We start from the raw sequence: 20,688 nt of genomic DNA on the forward strand, positions 1-20,688 counted from the left end.
AATGCAACACTGTTAAGTGTTGTCACTTTCACCCAATAAGGCATTTAATTCTTCAAATAAATCTTCGTGGTCATCATCTTCATTTAAACTTGAAGGGTTCTGATTTAAGGAAGATGCTTTCGCTTTTCTCAGTTTTAATAATTGTTCCATATTAATGTTCTGATTTTCGATCGCAAAAGGAATAGATTTAGTTAAGACGACTTGTTTAAAGAACAGTCGCACTGCTTGGGCAGGGGTAATCCCCAATTGTTTAAAAACAGCAAAAGCCTGTTTTTTCTCTTGGGAGTCAAGTCGAACCTGATAAACTTCTGTTTTTCGCATGAATAACAAAACCAAATGATTTTTAATTTTTAGGGATTTATTTTAAACCATCGGAATGTAATTTCAATGTCTTTCAGCATAAAAAATAATCTTTTTGTCATTACGATATGATTACAGTGTCAATTCAAAGCGAGAATTGAAAACCATTTCCTGTTTTGTGAGGGGGTCTATGAAAGAAATTTGCTTAGCTAATAGCTGTAACGGTTGAGAAAAATCATCATCAGTTTTATGTTGAACTACTGGGTAAAACGGATCATTTTTAATCGAAATTCCCAAATGGCTTAAATGCACACGGAGTTGATGTTGTTTTCCTGTAGTGGGTGTTAAACAGTATTTAGCCCAAGATTGGTTATGCTCGAGCAACTCAATTTTTGTTTCTGTATTGGTTTTGGTATGGGGAATAACGCACATTGTATAAAAAGGCGTACCTTTATCTAAATAGAGTTTTAAAGTCTGAGGAAATTTTAATTCAGCTTTATATTGAGCGATTGCATGATAAATCTTATGAACTTGACGATCTGCAAATAACTGTTGGTAAACCCCGCGTGACTGTGGCCGTTTGCAAAATAAAACGACTCCCGCAGTTTCACGGTCTAATCGATGGATTGGGGTTAAAAACTCATTGCCCGTTTGTTTTTTTAATCTGACTAATAGCGTTTCTTGTACATATTGCCCTGTTGGACTAATGGTTAAAAAATGAGGTTTATCTACAACAAGCAAGTCATCATTTTCAAATAAAATTTGATGTTCAAACGGAACGTGGGCTTCATAAGCAAGAAAGCGATAATAAAAAATATGGGTGTTTGCTATATATGGGCTGTCTAATGTTAATTTTTCGCCATTTGCCGCGTAAATAAGCCCATCTTGAAAACGTTGTTGCCACTCAACTGTTTTTATATGAGGAAAATTTTCGCAGAGAAATTGATAGATTGTCTGAGCATTTGTTTGAGTCGGAAGATAGACTTGGCTTGCGCTTACGCCATCAATCATAGGTGGGAAAAATTCAATCGGACTAGACATAAAACTGTGTCAATATTTAATAAATGTGGTGTAAAAAAAGCCATCGTTAAGGACTTAAGTAGGCTTTAAAGCAGGGCAATGTTATCATATCGATTATTTTGAATCATGTTATGTGTGTTATGTCGTATTCATTGAAAATTGTCTTAAATCATGAAGAAGATACCCAGCGTTTAGCTCAGGCATTGGCGCAGCATGTTCAGGCCGGTGTGATTTATTTGATTGGCGATTTGGGTGCCGGTAAAACGACATTAACCCGTTATTTTTTGCAGTCTTTAGGGCATAAAGGCTCGGTTAAAAGTCCTACCTATACACTTGTTGAACCATACAAAATCAATAATAAAGAAATTTTTCATTTTGACTTATATCGTTTGAATGACCCCTACGAACTTGAATTAATGGGAATTCGTGATTATTTAGACATTCAGGATGCACTATTTTTATTTGAGTGGCCATCGAAAGGTGGAGACGAAATACCGCAGGCAGATATTGTTATTGATATTCAAAAATCAGATGATGAACTCAATCGTTTCGTCACTTTAACTTTAACAACAGAGCATTTGTACCAGACTTTGCAGGAACAGCTTCATGACTGATGAAAAGCTAGCACAACGTCGTATTCATACATTAGACGCCGCGTTAGCCAACCAGATTGCTGCCGGGGAGGTAATTGAGCGTCCTTCATCGGTTGTAAAAGAATTATTAGAAAACTCAATTGATGCGGGTGCAACTGAACTGATTGTGCGGATTGCACAAGGCGGATCAACACTAATCGAGATCATTGACAATGGGCATGGAATATATTCTGATGATTTACCATTGGCAGTCATGCGTCATGCAACAAGTAAAATTAAAACAGCAGAAGATTTACACGCAATCGTCAGTTTAGGTTTCCGTGGTGAAGCGCTTGCTTCTATTGCTGCGGTTTCACGATTAACTTTAACCAGTAGCCAAGATGAAAGCGGAATTGGTCATCAGGTTGAAGTGAATGGTACAGCCTTTGACCACCAACAAGTACAAGCTGTGGCTGCACAAAAGGGCACTCATATTCGAGTTCAGGATTTATTTTTTAACGTTCCTGCTCGCCGTAAATTTTTAAAAAAGCCCACAACTGAATTTGGTCATATTGAAGAAATTGTACGTCGTCTGGCTTTAACACATTTTGATATACGTTTTGTACTCGAGCATAACGATAATATTCGGATTAATTTACCAATAGCCGATAGCGGTGAATTAAGATTTCAGCGTGTACAGCAATTATTGGGTCAACAGTTTGTTCAAAATGCTTACTGGATAGATGCTGACAGTATCAACATGCGTTTGTCGGGTTGGTTAGGACATCCTTCAGATGCACGTGCTCAAGCAGACTTACAATATGTCTATGTAAATGGCCGAATTGTGAAAGATAAAACCATTTCACATGCTTTAAGAATGGCTTATGACGGTATTTTACATGGTCATCAGCATTCATCTTATTTACTTTTCTTAGAAGTTGATCCTGAAAATATTGATGTTAACGTTCATCCAACCAAACATGAGATTCGTTTTCTAAATCAACGCGAAGTACATGAGTTTGTAAGACATTACGCTAAAGAAACCCTAGCACAATTTCAGACAGCGAGTGCTGATTTAGCCCAAGCTATGAAGGTGGACGATACTCAGGCCTCATGGGTACAACCTCAGCCTAAATATCAAGAACAATTCACATTGCATCGTACAGAGCAAGCTGTTGATACAACACTAGACAAGCCGAGTAGTTATCAGCCGTCTACTGAACTTTTAACTGATTTTAATGACAGTCGTCCACAAGCTGTTCACTATGCAGAACAAACTCCAAAATATAATGGTTCTGCGCAGTTAAATAATGCCTTAAAGACTTACTTGGCTCCATTACGTGATCAACCTGCTGCCAATTTTTCAGTTGATGAAAATATTGAGCCTGTTGCTAAAGTCGATGAATTTCCATTAGGTATTGCCATTGCTCAGCTTCATGGAATTTATATTCTGGCGCAAAATACGGAAGGGTTGATTATTGTTGATATGCATGCAGCACATGAACGTATTTTGCTGCAACAAATGAAAAATGCTTGGGATAAACCTGAGTTTTGGACGTCTCAACAGTTGCTTATACCTAAAGTGATCTCAATTAGTCGTATGCAAGCTGTGCGGGTCGAAGATTTAAAACCTCAGCTTGAACGCTTAGGATTAGAGATTGATCTGTATGGCGACGAGCAAGTGATTGTGCGTGGTGTGCCAGCTATCTTGCAAAAAGCGGATTTTGAAAATCTTATTCCAGAACTTCTAAATGATTTAGATCCAAATGATGAAGCACAAGGGTTATTGCAAAAGCGTGATGAACTGTTAGCAGGTATGGCGTGTCATGGGGCAGTGAGAGCGCACAGACAACTCAGCCTTTCTGAGATGAATGCTTTGCTGCGCCAAATGGAACAAACTGAATTTGCGAGTCAGTGTAATCATGGCCGTCCAACTTGGCGTGCATTTCCATTATCTCAACTAGATAAATTATTTGCTCGAGGAGAGTAGTTTTACATGTCAAATCAATTGCCCGTCATCAATTTAATGGGACCGACTGCAAGCGGAAAAACCGCTTTGGCATGTGAACTTTATGAGCGTGGAAATTTTGAGTTAATTTCAGTTGATTCTGCACTTGTTTATAAAGATATGGATATAGGTACAGCTAAACCCACTCGTGAAGAGCAGGAGCTATATCCACATCATTTGATTGATATTATTTCCCCACTTGAAGTTTATTCGGCCGCTCAGTTTGTTGAAGATGCATGTGCTTTAATTGATGAAATGCATTCGCGCGGTAAAACTCCTATTTTGGTAGGAGGAACCATGTTGTATTTCAAGGCGCTCTTGGAAGGCTTATCAAGTAATTTACCAAGTGCTGATGCAAATGTTCGTGCAGCAATTGAAGAAAAAGCGGCAAATGAAGGTTGGGAAGCCGTTTATAATGATTTATTGCTAGTAGATCCGATTGCTGCTGGAAAATTTAAGATTTCTGATAAGCAAAGAATTATCCGAGCGCTTGAAGTTTATCGTATTACAGGTCAACCAATTACTAAATTGCAGGCTGAACAACCAAAAAATGTACCATATCGATACATATTTCATAACTATGCTTTGCTTCCAGATCGGTTAGAATTACATCAACGCATTGAGCAAAGATTGAGCAAAATGTGGGGTATCGGTTTTTTGAGTGAAGTTGAGTCTCTAATTGAAAAATACGATTTAGATGAAAATTTACCCTCTATGCGTTCAGTTGGTTATCGACAAGCTCTAGAATTTCTATTAAAAAGTGATATGAGTCTCAAAAAAAAGCAGGAAATGGAGGATAAAGCCTTATTTGCAACACGACAACTTGCCAAACGTCAATATACGTGGTTACGTTCTTTGCAAGAAATACACGATTTTAAAACTTACTTGACGATAAAGCAGGCGAAAGAAGACTTGCGAAACTCTTATGGATAAAGCAAAATTTGCACACTGTCTTTTTATAATTTTTAGTTGAAAAATAAAGATAGTTTTTTTGCGCTGATTTAAAAATTTTTTTTTGGAGTTAAAAATGTCTAAAGGTCAAACTTTACAAGATCCGTTCTTAAATTCTCTCCGTAAAGAACGTATCCCAGTTTCTATTTTCCTTGTTAACGGTATTAAATTACAAGGTCATATTGAATCTTTTGACCAATATGTTGTTTTATTAAAAAATACTGTAAGTCAAATGGTTTACAAACACGCTATTTCTACGGTTGTTCCAGCTCGTAACCCTCGTCCAGCAGGTGCACAAGGTGCAGGTTTCCCAGCTCAGGGTGGTAGTCAAGGTGGCTTCGGTGGTCAAGGTACTGGCTTTGGCGGCGGTCAAGGTGGCGGCTTCGGCGGTCAAGGTGGCTTCGGCGGTCAAGGTGGCTTCGGCGGTCAAGGTGGCGGCTTCGGCGGTCAAGGTGGCTTCGGCGGTCAAGGTGGCTTCGGTGGTCAAGCTGGTGGCTTCGGCGGTCAAGGCGGCTTCGGTGGACACCAAGGCGGTTTTGATGGCGATTCTAAATTTGAAGATGGTCAAGAAGACGAAAATAATCGTTAATTGATTACCATAAAAAAACCAGTCATAAACTGACTGGTTTTTTTATGGCTTTAAAAATATAAAAGTAAATTAGCTAGCCTTCAGTTCATCTCATTTCTTCAAATTTCGGTTAATTAATTGGTTCTTTGCGAATGATATTAATATTTGCTGCAGCACTGTGCAGTGTTTTGGTTTCCGTGCTGCTAAAAAATTTAAAGAAAAAGGGATACCAGCCCATGCAGATGATTGCATGGAATTATGCTAGTGCAAGCTTGTTATGCTATTGGTGGTTTAAGCCAGATATACAGCATATATCTATACAGAACACGCCTTGGTGGCTAATTTTCGCATTAGGGATCATTCTACCGAGTATTTTTGTGTGTCTTGCAAAATCATTAGAATATGCTGGTATTGTCAAAACTGAAATCGCTCAGCGGCTATCTGTAGTACTTTCTTTGTTAGCAGCTTATTTCTTTTTTCATGAACAGTTTAGTTCTCTTAAATTATTAGGTATTGGTTTAGGAATTTTTGCTGTTATTTTAATCGTATTTGGACAGATAAATGGCACTTCAGGCCATCAATCGAAAAAGGCAATTCTTGCGTTAATGAGTGTCTGGTTTGGTTATGCTGCTGTAGATGTCTTGTTAAAATACACGAGTAGTTTGGGGCTACAATTTACGTTAACTTTGAATCTGATTTTTATTACAGCCTTTGTATTATCAATAATTTATTTATTATTCCAAAAAAAGTCAGCATGGAATTTTAAAAATACTGTGGCTGGATTAATACTAGGTGTACTTAATTTTTCAAACATTGCCTTGTATGTTAAAGCACATATTTTACTTAAAGATTCACCAGCGATTGTCTTTGCAAGCATGAATATTCTAGTGGTATTACTTGGGATAGTTTGTGGTGTAGTTTTATATAAAGAAAAATTAAAACTCCCAACGATTTTAGGAACGATTTTGGGAATAAGTGGATTGGTTTGTTTAGCCTTAGCTATGAAATAGGAGTTCAAAAGACAGTTCTTTTGAACTCTGCTAATCTTATAAATGTGTAAAAATAACTTCATCTGGCAGACGAGATTTTGGCAACTTCGCATTGAAATCATTTTCACTTCTATAGCCAAGTGAGACAATGACAGAGCTACGTAAGCCTTTTTCTTTTAAGCCAAATTCTTCATTTAGAATATCTTCGTCGAAGCCACCCATAGGGGTTGCATCTATGCCTTCAAGACCAGCTGCAAAAAGTAGTTGTCCTAAAGCAATAAAAGTTTGGTTTTCCATCCAGCCAAATAAATTTTTTTGTTCATTGCGATAAAACTCAACGTAGCCATGACGTGTATCTTTTTGACCAAGTTTTGCTTTTTCATCTTTAAATCGACCGCTTAAATCATCTTGCTCAAGTAATTGATTTAAATATTCGGGTGAAATATCTGTTCTTGTACAAAATATAAGCGTATGTGATGACTCAAGAACTTTAGGAGCATTATAGGCATATCGCCCTGTTAAGGCTTTAGCAATGCGTTCTTTAGCAGCAAGATTGTCAGCCACCAAGAAATGCCAAGGTTGAATATTCACTGAAGAAGGGGTGAAGCGTAAAATTTCTAATAATTTATTGAGTTTTTCTTGAGGAATTTTTTTCTCAGGATCATACGCTTTTGTGGTGTAGCGACTTTTAACCGTATTTAGTAAATCCATACTTACTCCATATCAATCTTATTACAATCGAAGTGTTCTAATCTTTGGCATGATACGCGATTTTGTAGGAAAACATCTGCATTTTAATGTGATAAAGAAATATAATACTTATATAAATTTTTTAATAATTTATTGAAAATGTTTGATTTAATGCCCAAAGATGCAAAGAGTAAGCTGCGAGAAATTAGAGTTGTTAAAGCCTTTATTATTCTTATATTTGTATTGAGTCTTCTTATTTTATATATTGATTATCACAATCATGCATATATAAGTTGGAAATTTATATTTATTGCTAGTATGTGTGTGATTTACGATTCTGATTTAAATAAAAAAATTAAAGAATTAGGGTGTGTTGACACTTTTAGCTTAAAAAAATAGCGAAGTAGTAAAATCAAATCGCCAAACCCAATTTTACTATTCGCTATGCCTCGTACTATGCTGACAGATCAACACTGGCAAAAGTTGAAAGTTATTCTGCGTAATTTATCCATTCACCACAACTCAAATTTACGCAATTTTATTGAAGCTATTCTCTATAGAATTAGAACAGGCTGTCCGTGGCGAGATATTCCTTGCTGTTTTGGTCATTCAAACTCTATTTTCAAACGTTTTAATCGTTGGTCAAGCAGCGGTAAGTTTCTTAGATTATTCAAATTACTAGCCTCATGCCCCGATATGGAGTGGATTTTTATTGATGGCTCTCATGTACGTGCTCATCAACATTCTGCCGGCATAGCGAATCAATCTATTTCTAAAAGTGTAGGAGGAAACTCCTCAAAAATACATTTGATTGTTGATGCACATGGCAATCCTATTGATTTCATGATTACCGATGGAACCACACATGATGTTAAAGTTGCACCTGATTTAATATCAACATTAGATTTAAAAGAGACAAAAGTGGTATGTGCAGATAAAGGCTATGATTCAGAACCACTGCGTGAACAGATCAGGAAAACAGGGACTAAAGCGAATATACCAAAGAAAACAAATAGCCAATCGAACAATGACCATATGGACTGGTATTTATATAAAATCAGGCATTTAGTTGAAAATATGTTTTGTAGATTAAAGCAATTTAGAGGAATAGCTACTCGATATGACAAGCTCAAAAGAAATTATCAAAGTTCTGTTGCTTTAGCATGTATATTTTTATGGCTACCTTTATAGGGTTAATTATGAACAGTAAATGTCAACAAACCCTAAAAGTTCAAATAAAAAGTGACTAATTTCTAACTAATAATTCCAGACAATCAATTCGAGCTGTTGCGTATTTGAAGAGGGATCAATTTCTAAAATTTGTGCGTGATCTTCTTTCCAGTCACCGAGTACAATCCGTTGTTTATGCTGTACTTCATGAATAGCTGGACGATGAGTGTGTCCATGAATAAGTATGTCTATATCTTTTAGGGCGGAGAGCACGGCTTGTTCATTCACATCCATAATCTCATAACTTTTGTGTTGTTTGTCGGAATGACTTCTTTTGCGGAAACCATTGACAAGTTTCGTGCGGAAACTTAGAGGTGTTCGACGTAAAAAAGCGACTAAAATGGGATTTCGAATAATTTTTTTAAATCTTTGATAAGAAATATCATCCGTACATAACGCATCGCCATGTTCTAAACGGTATCGATGGCCTGCAATATTAAGATAATAAATATCGGGGAGTAATACACCATTAAACTTATTCAGGAAAACCTGATTTAGAGCAAAGTCACGATTACCGACTTGAAAGTATACTCGATTACCTTTTTGATTAAATGCTTTTAAAGCTTCGACAATTTCATCGAGCCAAGGGGCTGAATAATCGTCACCAATCCAAGCGTTAAACCAGTCACCTAAAATGTAAAGCTGTGTTTGCTTATTTTGATAATGTATCAACAAATCTAAAAACCCTCGAACGAGTCGAGGGTGTTCAGGTGACAAATGTAAATCTGAAATAAACAGATAGGTCACAGCTTATTCCTAAAATTATTCAGAAATAATTTTAGCAGATTCGATAACAACGTTTTCTAAAGGAACGTCAGCGTGATAACCACGGTTACCTGTACGTACACCTTTGATTGCTTCTACAACGTCCATACCTTCAACCACTTTACCAAATACAGCATAACCCCAACCTTGAGCAGTTTTTGAAGTATGGTTCAAGAAAGAGTTATTTTTTACGTTAATGAAGAATTGTGCTGAAGCAGAGTGAGGCGCTTGAGTACGTGCCATAGCAATTGTACCAACATCATTGCTTAAGCCGTTGTCAGCTTCGTTTTCAATCGCATCGCGAGTTGCTTTTTCTTTGAAGTTTTCATCCATCCCGCCGCCTTGGATCATGAAACCATCAATGACACGGTGGAAAATAACGCCGTCATAAAAACCGTCACGTACGTATTCTAAAAAGTTTGCTACTGTTTTTGGTGCTTTTTCAGTATTTAGTTCAAGAACAATACGACCTTTATTGGTGTTTAATTCGACTTGAGGAAAACTCATTACATTAATCTCCTAAACATGGGCTTATGACCATGGGTTTTTTGGTTGAGAGAAGCATAAGCAAACTGTAAACTACAAGGCAAGTAAAAAACGTTAAAATCTTTGTGAAAAATGAAGATAGCGTTTATTTTTTCGAAATTTTACCTACAAAGAAGTGATTGATACACTATGAAGCCTAATGATGTTGTCTCGAACCTGCCAAACAACCCGACACCGAATACTCATGCCTCTGTCGATTCTGCGCAGCAAGAACAACAGGCTGGATTAGATTTTGTTCGCCAAGTCATTACTGATGATTTGGCTGCCGGACGTGCAAAACAAATCGTAACGCGTTTTCCGCCAGAACCAAATGGTTATTTACATATTGGTCACGTAAAAGCAATCTGTCTAAACTTTGGTGTTGCTGAAGAGTTCAATGGCCTTTGTAATTTACGGTTTGACGACACAAACCCAGATGCAGAAGAACAAGAATATGTTGATGGTATTGCCAATGACGTGAAATGGCTTGGTTTTAACTGGAATGGTGAGCCACGCTATGCATCGGGTTATTTTGATCAGCTTTATGCATGGGCAATTCAGTTAATTGAGCAAGGTGATGCTTATGTTGATTTGCAATCTCCGGAAGAAATTAAGTTAAATCGCGGTAATTTTGTCGAACCTGGTAAAAACTCGCCATATCGTGATGCTTCTGTAGAAGAGAATCTTGCTCGCTTTGAACAGATGCGCAGCGGTGAACTCAAAGAAGGTGAAGCAGTTCTACGTGCCAAAATTGATATGGCAAGCCCGAACGTGCATATGCGTGACCCGATTTTGTATCGTGTTTTGCATTCAGAGCATCACCAAACTGGTGACAAATGGAAAATCTACCCAATGTATGATTATGCTCATCCATTGTCTGATGCAATTGAAGGAATCACTCATTCACTTTGCACATTGGAGTTCCAAGATCACCGTCCATTTTATGACTGGATTGTTGAAAAGGTTAAATCTAAATCTGTTCCACACCAATATGAATCTTCTCGTTTAAACGTAGACTATACGATTACCTCTAAACGTAAATTGCGTAAGCTGGTTGAAGGTGGTTATGTAAATGGTTGGGATGATCCACGTATGCCAACAGTTGTCGGTATGCGCCGTCGTGGCTTTACGCCAGAGGGCTTACGTGATTTCTGTAAACGTGTAGGTGTGTCTAAAACTGACGGTATTGTTGATGTTGCAATGCTTGAGTTCTGCATTCGTCAATCTTTAGAAAATACTGCTGCGCGCGGCATGGCTGTTTTAAGCCCACTTAAAGTGACTTTGACCAATTTACCAGAAGATATGGATCTTACCCATGCTCGCCATCCTAATGTGGATATGGGTGACCGTGTAATTCCTTTAACCAAGGAAATCTATATTGACCGCAAAGACTTTGAAGAAGTACCTCCTAAAGGCTTTAAGCGCTTAACAACTGATGGTGAAGTGCGTTTACGCCATGCATACGTCATCAAGTGTGATGAAGTTATTAAGGATGCAAATGGCGAAGTGGTTGAGTTGAAGTGTTCAATTGATCCTGAAACTTTAGGTAAGAACCCTGAAGGCCGTAAAGTAAAAGGCGTAATTCACTGGGTATCTGCGACAAAAGGTATTCCTGCTGAGGTGCGTATTTATGATCGTTTATTTACTGAAGCAGCGCCTGATGCAGATGATGACTTCTTGGCAAACCTTAATCCAGAATCGTTGAAAGTGGTACAGGCTGTGATTGAGCCTGCTTTAGCTCAAGCGAAACCAGAAGACCGTTTCCAATTTGAACGTGAAGGTTATTTTGTTGCTGATCAACATGATCACACTCCTGAAAAACCAGTCTTTAACCGCGTTCTTGATTTGAAGGACAGCTTCAAACCTGAGAAAAAATAAGAGATTAATTATCTCTTACTTTTTCGCAAGACGAACAACATGTTGTGAGTAGATAGCAGAGATTACTTATCTCTTATTTTTTCGCAAGACGAGCAACATGTTGTGAGTAGAGAGCAGAGATTGCTTATCTCTTACTTTTTCACAAGACTATAAATATGTTGTGAGTAAATAGAAAATATTAAAAAAGCCCAACTATAAGGTTGGGCTTTTTTTCGGAGGTCTTCTCATCATAATATTCTTTTTCTTTATGATTTCGCTTCCTTGGCAAACAAGCTTAGGTAGGACTAATCACATAAAAATAAAGAACTAATAATAGGAGAAGTATAGTTGAAAGCATTAAATAAGTATTAACCGTATTAAAGCTTTTAATAAACTTCCAGATATCCATAGTAAATCAGCGTATATTTTATGTTACAAATTAATAATACACTGAAATTTTTCTGAAATGTTTCTAAAAATAAAATATAAAGTTTTTTTGTTAAAAAAATAATCGTAAAATACCAAGTGTTAAAAAATAGTGATCATGAAACATTAGAAACCACTTCATTTAAGTACTATAACCAATTCTTTTTAGGAATTTTTGAATTATTTCAAAAGCAGCATGTTCGAGGTTTTGAGCATATTTTTTATTTTCTTCACGAAGTTTCTGGATTGAAATATTGGCACTACGAAGTTCACATGTATGGCCAATAAGCCATTTTTCAAAATGTTCTTCAGTAGTTTCAATATGGAACTGCAACGCGAGAATATTATTACCAACTTCAAATGCCTGATTGGTATAAATATCTGAGCTAGCCAAAAGGGCAGCATTTTCAGGAAGATCGAAAGTATCACCATGCCAATGTAGGACATGAACATTATTAAGTAAAGGAGATAATACCTGATTAGGGCGTAAACTTAAGCTCAGTGGGCTCCAACCAATTTCTTTTTGATGACCGGCATATACTTTTGCACCAAGTGCATAAGCAATTAGCTGCGCACCTAAACAAATACCAAGTGTAGGTTTATCCGCTGCCAAGCGTTGTTTAAGCAAAGCAATTTCATCTTTTAAAAATGGATAATCTTCAGTTTCATAAACTCCGATTGGACCACCTAAAATAATAGTTAATCCATCGTGTGCAAAAGCAGCAGTTAAATCATCTACACCCGCTTCAAAATAACGGACGCGGAAGCCAAGTTGATAAAAGACATCTTCTAATGAACCTAAGTCTTCGAAAGCAAGATGCTGAATGGCATAAATAGTTTTTGGGAAGGCGTTTGTTGTGCTCATACAAATGATTCATAGAAGATCAATAGGTGGAGTATAGCGATAAATATAAAGAAGAAAATATCTGTATAAATCATCAATACCTGAAAATTGATATTTTTCGTTAAGATAATGTTGTTATGCAAACGATTACCTATTTTGAGTGAATCTGTTTGCATATTCCATCTTTTAAAATAATAGCTTTTGAGTTGTCTCAAGGCCTATATCTGCAAGTTGATGTTCATCTTTTAAATTAACGCCTGAAAAGCCAAGTTGTTTTGACTTTTTCATGAGTGCGATTAACCTTTGTACTGCAACAGGAATACTTAAGCCTGCTGAGCGGACATTGGAAATACAATTACGTTTGGCGTCGAGGCAGCCTGAATATGCATTCCACGTGTAGTAAATTCCCATACTATCAGGAGAGCTTAAACCTGGGCGCTCACCAATGAGCATAACAAGCATGGATACTTTAAAGATTTCAGCAACCTCATCACCTAAAGCAACCCGACTGCCTGTTGCCAGTGCAATGGGTGCAAGAGTCCAGTTTTCTTGCTGAACTTGTTCACTTAGCGCGGTAATGAATGGAATAGCATTCGCTTCAATCGCTCTTGCTGAGAGTCCATCACCGACCACAATACAAACATCATATTGTTGCGGATTTTCTGCATACTTCTTAATTAAGGCTTCTTTTGATGGGTTTGAAAGCTGACGGCCTAAATCTGGACGTTTAAGATAGATTTCCTTACTAGGTGCGTTGCTGTGGACATGAAGACTTTGCAGCTGTCTTTGTGCTAATTGCTCAGATAAATAGGAAACATCCATATCTTGATAAACCGCATCTTTTGCTTGTGCATGCGACAACTGGAACTCAAGTAAGGCTTGTGTGGGGATGCTACAACCAGCACGGCCGAGAGCAATACGGGCATCAGTAAACTGTTTGAGTTTTTCCCACTGGTCTTGATGAGTAGAAGATGGATATTGAATATTACGATTCAGTTTCATGGTGTTCTCCCTAGTTCATGAGCAGACGAGAGAATTGGTCAGGCATATGGTCTGCCCAACAGATTTGAGAGTTTTGCTGTTTAAAGATACCTTGCTGTTCAAGCCAAGCTGAAAACTCAGGGGCGGGTTTTAAACCGAGGAGTTGTCTTAAATAGAGGGCATCATGGAATGAGGTCGTTTGATAGTTGAGCATGACATCATCCGAACCGGGAATTCCCATAATAAAGTTAATGCCCGCAGCACCAAATAAAGTAAGGAGAACATCCATATCGTTTTGGTCTGCATCGGCATGGTTGGTGTAACAAATGTCGCAGCCCATTGGGACACCAAGCAACTTACCGCAAAAGTGGTCTTCTAGTCCCGCACGTATAATTTGTTTACCGTTAAAAAGATATTCCGGACCAATAAAGCCAACGACTGTATTCACTAAAAGTGGATTGTATTTACGGGCCACTGCATAAGTACGTGTTTCTAATGTTTGCTGATCAACGCCGTGGTGAGCATTGCTGGATAAAGCACTGCCTTGACCCGTTTCAAAATACATAACATTTTGTCCAATGGTTCCGCGCTTGAGTGCGAGTGTGGCTTCATATCCTTCTTGTAGTAAATCGAGTGAAATTCCAAATCCTTCGTTTGCCAGTTGCGTCCCAGCGATTGATTGAAACATTAAATCAATTGGCACATTTTTTTCAGCCAGTTGAATGCCTGAGCTGATATGGGTAAGTACACAAGATTGTGTTGGAATTTGATATTCCTGAATGACATGATCAAGTAATTTTAATAGTTCTGACAAATTATGGAGGTTATCTGTGGCGGGGTTAATGCCAATCACTGCATCACCATTGCCATACATCAAACCATCTAAAATACTGGCAGAAATACCAAGCACATCATCGGTCGGGTGATTAGGTTGTAAGCGGGTAGAAAGATGGCCTTTTAGACCAATCGTGTTGCGAAATTGGGTGACCACTTCACATTTGCTGGCGACATAAATCAAATCTTGATTGCGCATAATTTTGCTGACAGCTGCTACCATTTCAGGAGTTAAACCCGATGCTAATGCTTTTAAACTTTGGGCATTTGCTTCTTCTCCCAGTAACCAATTTCGAAAATCACCTACTGTAAAGTGTGAAATAGGGGCAAAGGCTGCCAGATCATGTTCATCAATAATTAGTCGTGTAATTTCATCGGTTTCGTAATCGACCACAAATTCATTTAAAAAGGTTTTAAGCGGTACATCGGCCAAAGTCATTTGTGCCGCAACATGTTCGGTTGCATCTCTGGCTGCTACACCTGCTAATTGATCGCCAGAACGTAACGGCGTTGCTTTTGCCATCAAGGTCTTCAAGTCAGCAAAGTGATACTGTTGATTGGCGACAATATTGCGATAACTCATAGTTGCATCCTTTTTTATAGTTCTTGTTCTGCGGCTTTAATATTTGCAAACTCTTCTTCTGGTGTACCTTTAACTAAATGATAACGGCTGTAGAATAAAAAGTAAGCAATAAATACGATATAAATAGCGGCAGCAATAAACCAAACTTTCGGATTAACAACAAAGCCCGCAACTACAGCAGCGACTGCTAGAACTAAGGCAATAGTTGAAGTAACGATTCCCCCAGGAGTTTTATAAGGACGAGGCATGTCGGGTTTAGATAGTCTTAGTTTGATGTGGGACAAGAGAATCAACACATAAGAAATAGTTGCACCGAACACAGCAATTAAAATCAGTGAATCGCCTTCTTTGGTGAGTGAAAGCAAGAACCCGATAATACCCGGAATAATAATTGCCAGATAAGGCGCTTTATTTTTATTTGTTAAAGAGAGTGAGGTCGGTAAGTAACCAGCACGAGAGAGTGCAAAAATTTGACGGGAATAGGCATAGATGATTGAAAAGAAACTCGCGATTAAACCTGCTAAACCGACAAAGTTTACGAAAGTCGCAAGCCAAGTGTTGGTGCCATAAACTTTAACCAGAGCATCTACGAGGGGAGCACCTGAGTTTTGCAAAGTACTTGCACCTGCTGCGCCCGCACCTAAGAATAAAATGAGCATAGCAAACGCCGTTAATATGAGCATTGCACCAATTAAACCACGTGGGAGAGATTTGGCGGGATCTTTTGCTTCTTCGGCTGCTAATGGCACACCTTCAACTGCAAGGAAAAACCAGATTGCAAAGGGAACCGCTGCCCAGATACCTAAATAGCCATGAGGTAGAAAACTGCTTGCACCTACACCTGTACCAACTGGAATATCAAATAAATTTTGTGCATTAAAGTGTGGAATCATTGCTACAATAAATACAACCAGAGCAACAGCAGCGACAAGGGTAATTGCGAACATGATTTTTAAGGCTTCGCCGGCACCTTTCAGATGTATGCCCATAAAAATGGCGTAGCAGGCGAGGTAAATCATCCAGCCATTAATGCCAAATAAAGATTCACAATAACCACCAATAAATACGGCAATCGCCGCAGGAGCAATTGCGTATTCAATTAAAATGGCTGTTCCTGTTAAATAACCCCCAAAAGGGCCAAAGGCAGCACGTGCAAAACTATAACCGCCACCTGCTGTCGGCATCATGGTGGACATTTCTGACATAGAAAGACATAGACATAGGTACATGATTGCAGCGAGGGCAGTGGCAATAAACATACCCCCCCAGCCACCTTGGGCTATACCGAAGTTCCAGCCAGCAAAATCACCTGATATCACATAAGCTACGCCTAAACCAATCAGGAGTAACCAACCAACCGTACCTTGTTTAAGTTGACGCTGAGCAAAATATTCTGCTGATGAGACTGCTGTACTTGAAGAAATGACGGAAGCTGTTTCTGGTTGATTCATACAATACTCCTGCGAGTGGGTTTGTATGAATCAATGCAAAAGCAATGCCTAAATGAAGCACTTCAGAGAGTAGATGGAACTTTTTTATTCTAAAAGATAAAAATTCAAGCTTAACAATCGTAAATAAAGAAGCCAGCAATCTAAATTACTGGCTTCCTATATAATTAGTCATCTTACTTCTTTGTAGTGTTGATAGTTTGGTATCAACTTGGTGCGAAACTTAGAAGAAGCCCATTGGTTTAGTTGAATAACTCACCAACAAGTTTTTAGTTTGTTGATAATGATCTAGCATCATCTTATGGTTTTCACGGCCAATACCAGACTTCTTGTAACCGCCAAATGCAGCATGTGCAGGGTAGATGTTATAGCAGTTTGTCCAGACACGGCCCGCTTCAATAGCACGACCAGCACGATAAGAAATGTGAGCTGAACGTGACCAAACACCTGCACCTAAACCATACATGGTGTCATTGGCAATTTTAATTGCATCGTCAAAGTCTTTAAATGTTGTCACAGCAAGTACAGGTCCAAAAATTTCTTCTTGGAAAACTTGCATGCTGTTGTGACCTTTAAAAATAGTCGGATCGACATAGTAACCATCGCCTACTTCTTTACGGCCGCTACCGCCAAGTAAGAGCTCTGCACCTTCTTCACGACCAGTGTTAATACAACGTAAGATTTTCTCTTGTTGTTGCAAAGATGCTTGAGCACCAATCATCGTTTCAGTATCAAGTGGGTGACCAGTTTTAATACGTTTTACACGCTCGACAGCCATTTCTAAGAACTGATCAGCAATGCTTTCTTGTACTAAAGCACGAGAAGGACAAGTACATACTTCACCTTGGTTTAAGGCAAACATGGCAAAGCCTTCAAGCGTTTTTTCTAAGAAGTCATCTTCTTTATCCATGATATCTTCAAAGAAAAGGTTTGGTGACTTACCGCCAAGTTCTAAGGTAACTGGAATAATATTTTCGGTCGCATATTGCATCACCATTTGTCCAGTTTGAGTTGAACCTGTGAATGCGATTTTTGCAATACGTGGGTTTGTCGCTAACGGGCGGCCGACTTCTGCACCGAAACCATTGACAATATTAAGGACACCCGGCGGTAAAATGTCTTGAATGAGTTCAGCCACCAACAAAATACCTACTGGCGTTTGTTCAGCTGGCTTAATCACAACACAGTTACCAGCTGCTAAAGCAGGTGCAAGTTTCCATGCCGCCATTAAAATTGGGAAGTTCCATGGAATGATTTGACCAACGACACCTAGTGGTTCGTGGAAATGATACGCAATGGTATCTTCATCAATTTCAGAGATGCCACCTTCTTGAGCACGAATACATCCAGCGAAATAACGGAAATGGTCAATCGCAAGTGGAAGGTCGGCTGCTAAAGTTTCACGCACTGCTTTACCGTTATCCCAAGTTTCTGCAACAGCAAGCATTTCAAGATTTGCTTCTAAACGATCAGCAATTTTTAAAAGGATATTTGAGCGTACCGTTGGTGATGCTTTATTCCATGTCGCTTTTGCTTTGTGCGCTGCATCAAGAGCGAGCTCAATATCTTCGGCACTAGAGCGTGGAATACGTGTAAAAGCTTTTCCGTCAACAGGAGATACATTGTCAAAATACGCACCCTTTACAGGTGCAACCCATTCACCGCCAATAAAATTTTCGTATTGTGATTTAAATTGAACTTTTGAGCCTGGTTGATTTGGATCGATATAGCGCATATAAATATTCCTTTGCTTTTTAGGACTAAAGACTAACAAGAACCCTGTCAGTAGGTACTTTCGTACTTTGTATAATTAGGATATAAAGAAGAAGGTTGGAGAAAGGTTGGAATAGAAATGTGGATATATAAGGAATTTACAAATGTTCACAAAAAAGGATTTATTGCAGCAACGGACGTTGATTGATCAACTGCGCACGCAAAATAGTCTCTCTCCTCAGAATGCTGCCAAACTCGGCCAAAGTATTGCAAGCTCATGGGAACGGTCAGCCTCTGCTGCGATTCCTAAAGAGCGTTTTGCGGCTCCCTTAGTCGAGAAAAAAACTGCTTCACAAAACGCTTTAGATATGGCCTTAAGCCAATGTGCCGACGACTTACGTCATATTGCAGAGCAATCTTCAATGGTAATTGCTGTCGGTGATATCGGCAGTACGATTATCTGGACGGCAACAAGTGCTCAAATGCAAAGTGCAGCTGAGCGTGTTCACTTTGTACAAGGTGGGCAATGGCGTGAAGAATTTGTAGGCACCAATGCCTTAGCGTTATCTTTAAAAACTCAACAATCAAGCTGTGTTTTTTCAAACGAACATTACATGGAATCGATTCATGATTGGGTATGTTATGCTGCGCCGATTATCGATCCATACTCAAAACAAACTCTAGGGGTTGTTGATTTATCAACCACTTGGAAGAATCATAATAGTTTAGGAATATTGGCTGCTGAACGTTGTGCATCCATTATTCAATCCGCTTTGCTAGAGCAGCAGCGCCAGCAATTACATATTCGTGCTTTTTCGACACCACAAGTTAAATTTAATGGCAAAAGTCTGTTATTAACGCCGCGTCAAATTGAAATATTGACGATATTGGCTTTATGTCCACATGGTCTAACTTTAGAGCATCTTTATCAGGCACTCTATGGCGAACGTAAAGTCAGCATGGGCACGCTTAAAGCTGAAATGTCTCAACTACGCGATATTTTGGGCGGTTTGCTTGGTTCACGTCCATATCGATTACTTGTACATGTTGAAGCTGATTTTTTACAAGCTGAACAAGCACTAGATGCGGGATATGCAGCTTCAGCTTTGCAGCTTTACACAGGTGTATTTCTGGCAAAAACGGAAAGTCCGTTTTTATGTGCATGGCGTGACTGTCTTGAATCACGCTTAAGTGATGCAATTTTTAAAACACAAGAAACAGATTTATTACTTAAGCATTTAGCTCATTTTCCTGAAGCAATTGATGCGGTAGAACGCCTTATGGAGCTATTACCGAGTGAACATCCTGCGCATCAACTGCTGGTGAAATACCTTGACTCACCTAAACTCAGTTAAGTGATTTTTTGATCTAGCCACTGGAACAATTGTTGATAGACTTGTTCCCGTACTGGCTGGCCTGAAAGCACTAAGTCATGCAATCCATTGTGAATAGAAACTACAGAGACATCGCCTTTCATTTTTTTACCAAATTTGGCAATGTCTTTAACATCTAAAATGATATCGCTTTGAGTCGCATCTGTTCCCCATTTTTTAGGGTTTTTAGTCTGATGAGAATGCATAATCAGCGCGGGAATATTGAGTTTAACCCCGCGATGTATTTCTTTTTGTGCTGTATGAATCGCATGTAAAAAACTGAGTTGAACTGTCGGGGCAGAGGTAGGTTTCCAGTCCAGATTAAAGTCCCATTCGCCCTTGAGCTGTTTGTGAAGGCTCGCGGTGTACCATTTGTTTAATTGACTTGGGAATTTAACTTTTGGTAGATATTTTCCTACACGACTAAGTACTGGAATGCCCAATTTTTTCTCGACCAAGCTTAAATTGAAGTCATAAAACGGACTATTTGCCCAAAGTCCTTTAATCAGAGGGTGGTTTGGGTTATGGGCAGCATAAAGCGTTGCTGTCAAACCGCCAGTCGAATGTCCTGCAAGTAATATTTGGGTGTGTTGTTCTTTGCCAATAATCTCTAATGCTTGAGTAATTTCAGCATCGTATTCATTTAAATCAAGCACATTATAGAAAATCTGATGAGGCAGCTTTGAGCGACCATATTTTCTTAAATCGAGTGCATAGAAGTCATAACCATGAGCATTGAATTGCTCAGCCATTTCGGTTTGAAAGAAATAATCTAAAAAACCATGAATATACAGCACGGCTTTTTGAGTCGATTGAGCGGCCTTTTTACGCACTAAGGTAGCTACAACTTTACCTTCGTAATCATTAGGAAAGTTGAGGGTGAGCTGTTCATAGCCAGTACCTAAAATATCTGGAACATAAGTTTGAGTAGCTAAAGATGTATTCATTGTTATCGAGCTATTGTAATTAAGACATGCTGAGTATCCTTCAATGAAATGGGCGAATTGTCAA

At 38.6% G+C, this 20,688-nt stretch carries 19 protein-coding genes and 1 pseudogene; 9 read left to right on the plus strand and 11 right to left on the minus strand.

All coding sequences use genetic code 11. The features are described from left to right. Positions 1–12: 12 nt before the first annotated feature. Both F985_RS11055 and F985_RS11060 read right to left on the minus strand, forming a co-directional pair. Positions 13–321, minus strand: coding sequence for a type II toxin-antitoxin system RelB/DinJ family antitoxin (locus F985_RS11055; protein ID WP_004700921.1), 309 nt, complete (start codon positions 319–321; stop codon positions 13–15). 111 nt (positions 322–432) lie between these two features. After that, positions 433–1,341 (minus strand): pseudouridine synthase, encoded by a 909-nt coding sequence (locus tag F985_RS11060; RefSeq protein ID WP_004700923.1) that lies wholly within the window; start codon positions 1,339–1,341, stop codon positions 433–435. 119 nt (positions 1,342–1,460) lie between these two features. Here F985_RS11060 and tsaE point away from each other — a divergent pair, with 119 nt between their 5' ends. The 5 genes from tsaE (at position 1,461) to F985_RS11085 (ending at position 6,429) form a co-directional block, all read left to right on the plus strand. Then, on the plus strand, positions 1,461–1,934 hold the full coding sequence (tsaE, locus tag F985_RS11065; RefSeq protein WP_004700925.1) for a tRNA (adenosine(37)-N6)-threonylcarbamoyltransferase complex ATPase subunit type 1 TsaE: 474 nt from the start codon (positions 1,461–1,463) through the stop codon (positions 1,932–1,934). Beyond that, a complete protein-coding gene (mutL, locus tag F985_RS11070; RefSeq protein WP_004700928.1) occupies positions 1,927–3,882 on the plus strand; it encodes a DNA mismatch repair endonuclease MutL in 1,956 nt (651 codons plus the stop codon). Before tsaE ends, mutL begins: the two co-directional genes overlap by 8 nt. A gap of 6 nt (positions 3,883–3,888) precedes the next feature. Further along, on the plus strand, positions 3,889–4,833 hold the full coding sequence (gene miaA / locus F985_RS11075) for a tRNA (adenosine(37)-N6)-dimethylallyltransferase MiaA (protein WP_004700930.1): 945 nt from the start codon (positions 3,889–3,891) through the stop codon (positions 4,831–4,833). 94 nt (positions 4,834–4,927) lie between these two features. Next, positions 4,928–5,440, plus strand: coding sequence for an RNA chaperone Hfq (hfq, locus tag F985_RS11080; protein WP_004700932.1), 513 nt, complete (start codon positions 4,928–4,930; stop codon positions 5,438–5,440). Between the two features lie 131 nt (positions 5,441–5,571). Continuing rightward, entirely contained in the window at positions 5,572–6,429 is an 858-nt protein-coding gene (locus F985_RS11085; protein WP_025469112.1) for a DMT family transporter, read from the plus strand. A 36-nt stretch (positions 6,430–6,465) separates the two neighbouring features. Here F985_RS11085 and nfsB read toward each other — a convergent pair whose 3' ends face one another. Then, positions 6,466–7,119, minus strand: coding sequence for an oxygen-insensitive NAD(P)H nitroreductase (gene nfsB, locus F985_RS11090; RefSeq protein WP_004700937.1), 654 nt, complete (start codon positions 7,117–7,119; stop codon positions 6,466–6,468). Positions 7,120–7,257: 138 nt separating this feature from the next. On the opposite strand from nfsB, the gene F985_RS26110 reads away from it, so the two are divergent. Further along, positions 7,258–7,497, plus strand: coding sequence for a hypothetical protein (locus F985_RS26110; RefSeq protein WP_004700938.1), 240 nt, complete (start codon positions 7,258–7,260; stop codon positions 7,495–7,497). 45 nt (positions 7,498–7,542) lie between these two features. Next, positions 7,543–8,308 (plus strand): annotated as a pseudogene (locus tag F985_RS11100) (IS5-like element ISAba31 family transposase). Positions 8,309–8,355: 47 nt separating this feature from the next. On the opposite strand, the gene F985_RS11105 reads toward F985_RS11100, so the two are convergent. Further along, positions 8,356–9,075 carry a UDP-2,3-diacylglucosamine diphosphatase gene (locus F985_RS11105; protein ID WP_004700943.1) on the minus strand — a complete coding sequence of 240 codons (720 nt, stop codon included), beginning with the start codon at positions 9,073–9,075 and terminating at the stop codon, positions 8,356–8,358. 15 nt (positions 9,076–9,090) lie between these two features. Beyond that, on the minus strand, positions 9,091–9,600 hold the full coding sequence (locus F985_RS11110) for a peptidylprolyl isomerase (protein WP_004700945.1): 510 nt from the start codon (positions 9,598–9,600) through the stop codon (positions 9,091–9,093). Between the two features lie 168 nt (positions 9,601–9,768). Between F985_RS11110 and F985_RS11115 the strand changes: the two genes are divergently transcribed. Next, positions 9,769–11,496: a glutamine--tRNA ligase/YqeY domain fusion protein gene (locus tag F985_RS11115; RefSeq protein WP_004700946.1), complete on the plus strand. Its 1,728-nt coding sequence runs from the start codon at positions 9,769–9,771 to the stop codon at positions 11,494–11,496. A gap of 547 nt (positions 11,497–12,043) precedes the next feature. Here F985_RS11115 and F985_RS11120 read toward each other — a convergent pair. The 5 genes from F985_RS11120 to exaC all read right to left on the minus strand — a co-directional run bounded on the left by F985_RS11120 (position 12,044) and on the right by exaC (position 18,326). Next, complete coding sequence (locus F985_RS11120) at positions 12,044–12,766, minus strand: glutamine amidotransferase (protein ID WP_004700949.1); 723 nt, start codon at positions 12,764–12,766, stop codon at positions 12,044–12,046. Positions 12,767–12,931: 165 nt separating this feature from the next. Then, positions 12,932–13,747 (minus strand): ethanolamine ammonia-lyase subunit EutC, encoded by an 816-nt coding sequence (eutC, locus tag F985_RS11125; RefSeq protein ID WP_004700950.1) that lies wholly within the window; start codon positions 13,745–13,747, stop codon positions 12,932–12,934. A gap of 10 nt (positions 13,748–13,757) precedes the next feature. Then, the gene (locus F985_RS11130; protein WP_004700953.1) at positions 13,758–15,143 is read right to left on the minus strand and encodes an ethanolamine ammonia-lyase subunit EutB; all 1,386 of its coding nucleotides are present in this window, start codon (positions 15,141–15,143) and stop codon (positions 13,758–13,760) included. A gap of 14 nt (positions 15,144–15,157) precedes the next feature. Beyond that, positions 15,158–16,594, minus strand: coding sequence for an ethanolamine permease (gene eat / locus F985_RS11135; RefSeq protein ID WP_004700955.1), 1,437 nt, complete (start codon positions 16,592–16,594; stop codon positions 15,158–15,160). 220 nt (positions 16,595–16,814) lie between these two features. Further along, entirely contained in the window at positions 16,815–18,326 is a 1,512-nt protein-coding gene (gene exaC, locus F985_RS11140; RefSeq protein ID WP_004700957.1) for an acetaldehyde dehydrogenase ExaC, read from the minus strand. A gap of 142 nt (positions 18,327–18,468) precedes the next feature. On the opposite strand from exaC, the gene F985_RS11145 reads away from it, so the two are divergent. Further along, positions 18,469–19,659 (plus strand): helix-turn-helix domain-containing protein, encoded by a 1,191-nt coding sequence (locus F985_RS11145; protein WP_004700959.1) that lies wholly within the window; start codon positions 18,469–18,471, stop codon positions 19,657–19,659. On the opposite strand, the gene F985_RS11150 is transcribed toward F985_RS11145, so the two are convergent. Continuing rightward, complete coding sequence (locus F985_RS11150; protein WP_004700960.1) at positions 19,656–20,624, minus strand: alpha/beta hydrolase; 969 nt, start codon at positions 20,622–20,624, stop codon at positions 19,656–19,658. The genes F985_RS11145 and F985_RS11150 overlap by 4 nt on opposite strands. Positions 20,625–20,688 lie beyond the last annotated feature (64 nt).

The sequence above is a fragment of the Acinetobacter seifertii genome (assembly GCF_000368065.1).
Lineage (GTDB): Bacteria > Pseudomonadota > Gammaproteobacteria > Pseudomonadales > Moraxellaceae > Acinetobacter > Acinetobacter seifertii.

Bases quoted from the DNA above. Each gene is read 5' to 3' on its own strand.
- F985_RS11055 (WP_004700921.1), bottom strand. From the start codon at position 321: ATGCGAAAAACAGAAGTTTATCAGGTTCGACTTGACTCCCAAGAGAAA.
- F985_RS11060 (WP_004700923.1), bottom strand. From the start codon at position 1,341: ATGTCTAGTCCGATTGAATTTTTCCCACCTATGATTGATGGCGTAAGC.
- tsaE (WP_004700925.1), top strand. From the start codon at position 1,461: ATGTCGTATTCATTGAAAATTGTCTTAAATCATGAAGAAGATACCCAG.
- mutL (WP_004700928.1), top strand. From the start codon at position 1,927: ATGACTGATGAAAAGCTAGCACAACGTCGTATTCATACATTAGACGCC.
- miaA (WP_004700930.1), top strand. From the start codon at position 3,889: ATGTCAAATCAATTGCCCGTCATCAATTTAATGGGACCGACTGCAAGC.
- hfq (WP_004700932.1), top strand. From the start codon at position 4,928: ATGTCTAAAGGTCAAACTTTACAAGATCCGTTCTTAAATTCTCTCCGT.
- F985_RS11085 (WP_025469112.1), top strand. From the start codon at position 5,572: ATGATATTAATATTTGCTGCAGCACTGTGCAGTGTTTTGGTTTCCGTG.
- nfsB (WP_004700937.1), bottom strand. From the start codon at position 7,119: ATGGATTTACTAAATACGGTTAAAAGTCGCTACACCACAAAAGCGTAT.
- F985_RS26110 (WP_004700938.1), top strand. From the start codon at position 7,258: ATGTTTGATTTAATGCCCAAAGATGCAAAGAGTAAGCTGCGAGAAATT.
- F985_RS11110 (WP_004700945.1), bottom strand. From the start codon at position 9,600: ATGAGTTTTCCTCAAGTCGAATTAAACACCAATAAAGGTCGTATTGTT.
- F985_RS11115 (WP_004700946.1), top strand. From the start codon at position 9,769: ATGAAGCCTAATGATGTTGTCTCGAACCTGCCAAACAACCCGACACCG.
- F985_RS11120 (WP_004700949.1), bottom strand. From the start codon at position 12,766: ATGAGCACAACAAACGCCTTCCCAAAAACTATTTATGCCATTCAGCAT.
- eutC (WP_004700950.1), bottom strand. From the start codon at position 13,747: ATGAAACTGAATCGTAATATTCAATATCCATCTTCTACTCATCAAGAC.
- F985_RS11130 (WP_004700953.1), bottom strand. From the start codon at position 15,143: ATGAGTTATCGCAATATTGTCGCCAATCAACAGTATCACTTTGCTGAC.
- eat (WP_004700955.1), bottom strand. From the start codon at position 16,594: ATGAATCAACCAGAAACAGCTTCCGTCATTTCTTCAAGTACAGCAGTC.
- exaC (WP_004700957.1), bottom strand. From the start codon at position 18,326: ATGCGCTATATCGATCCAAATCAACCAGGCTCAAAAGTTCAATTTAAA.
- F985_RS11145 (WP_004700959.1), top strand. From the start codon at position 18,469: ATGTTCACAAAAAAGGATTTATTGCAGCAACGGACGTTGATTGATCAA.
- F985_RS11150 (WP_004700960.1), bottom strand. From the start codon at position 20,624: ATGAATACATCTTTAGCTACTCAAACTTATGTTCCAGATATTTTAGGT.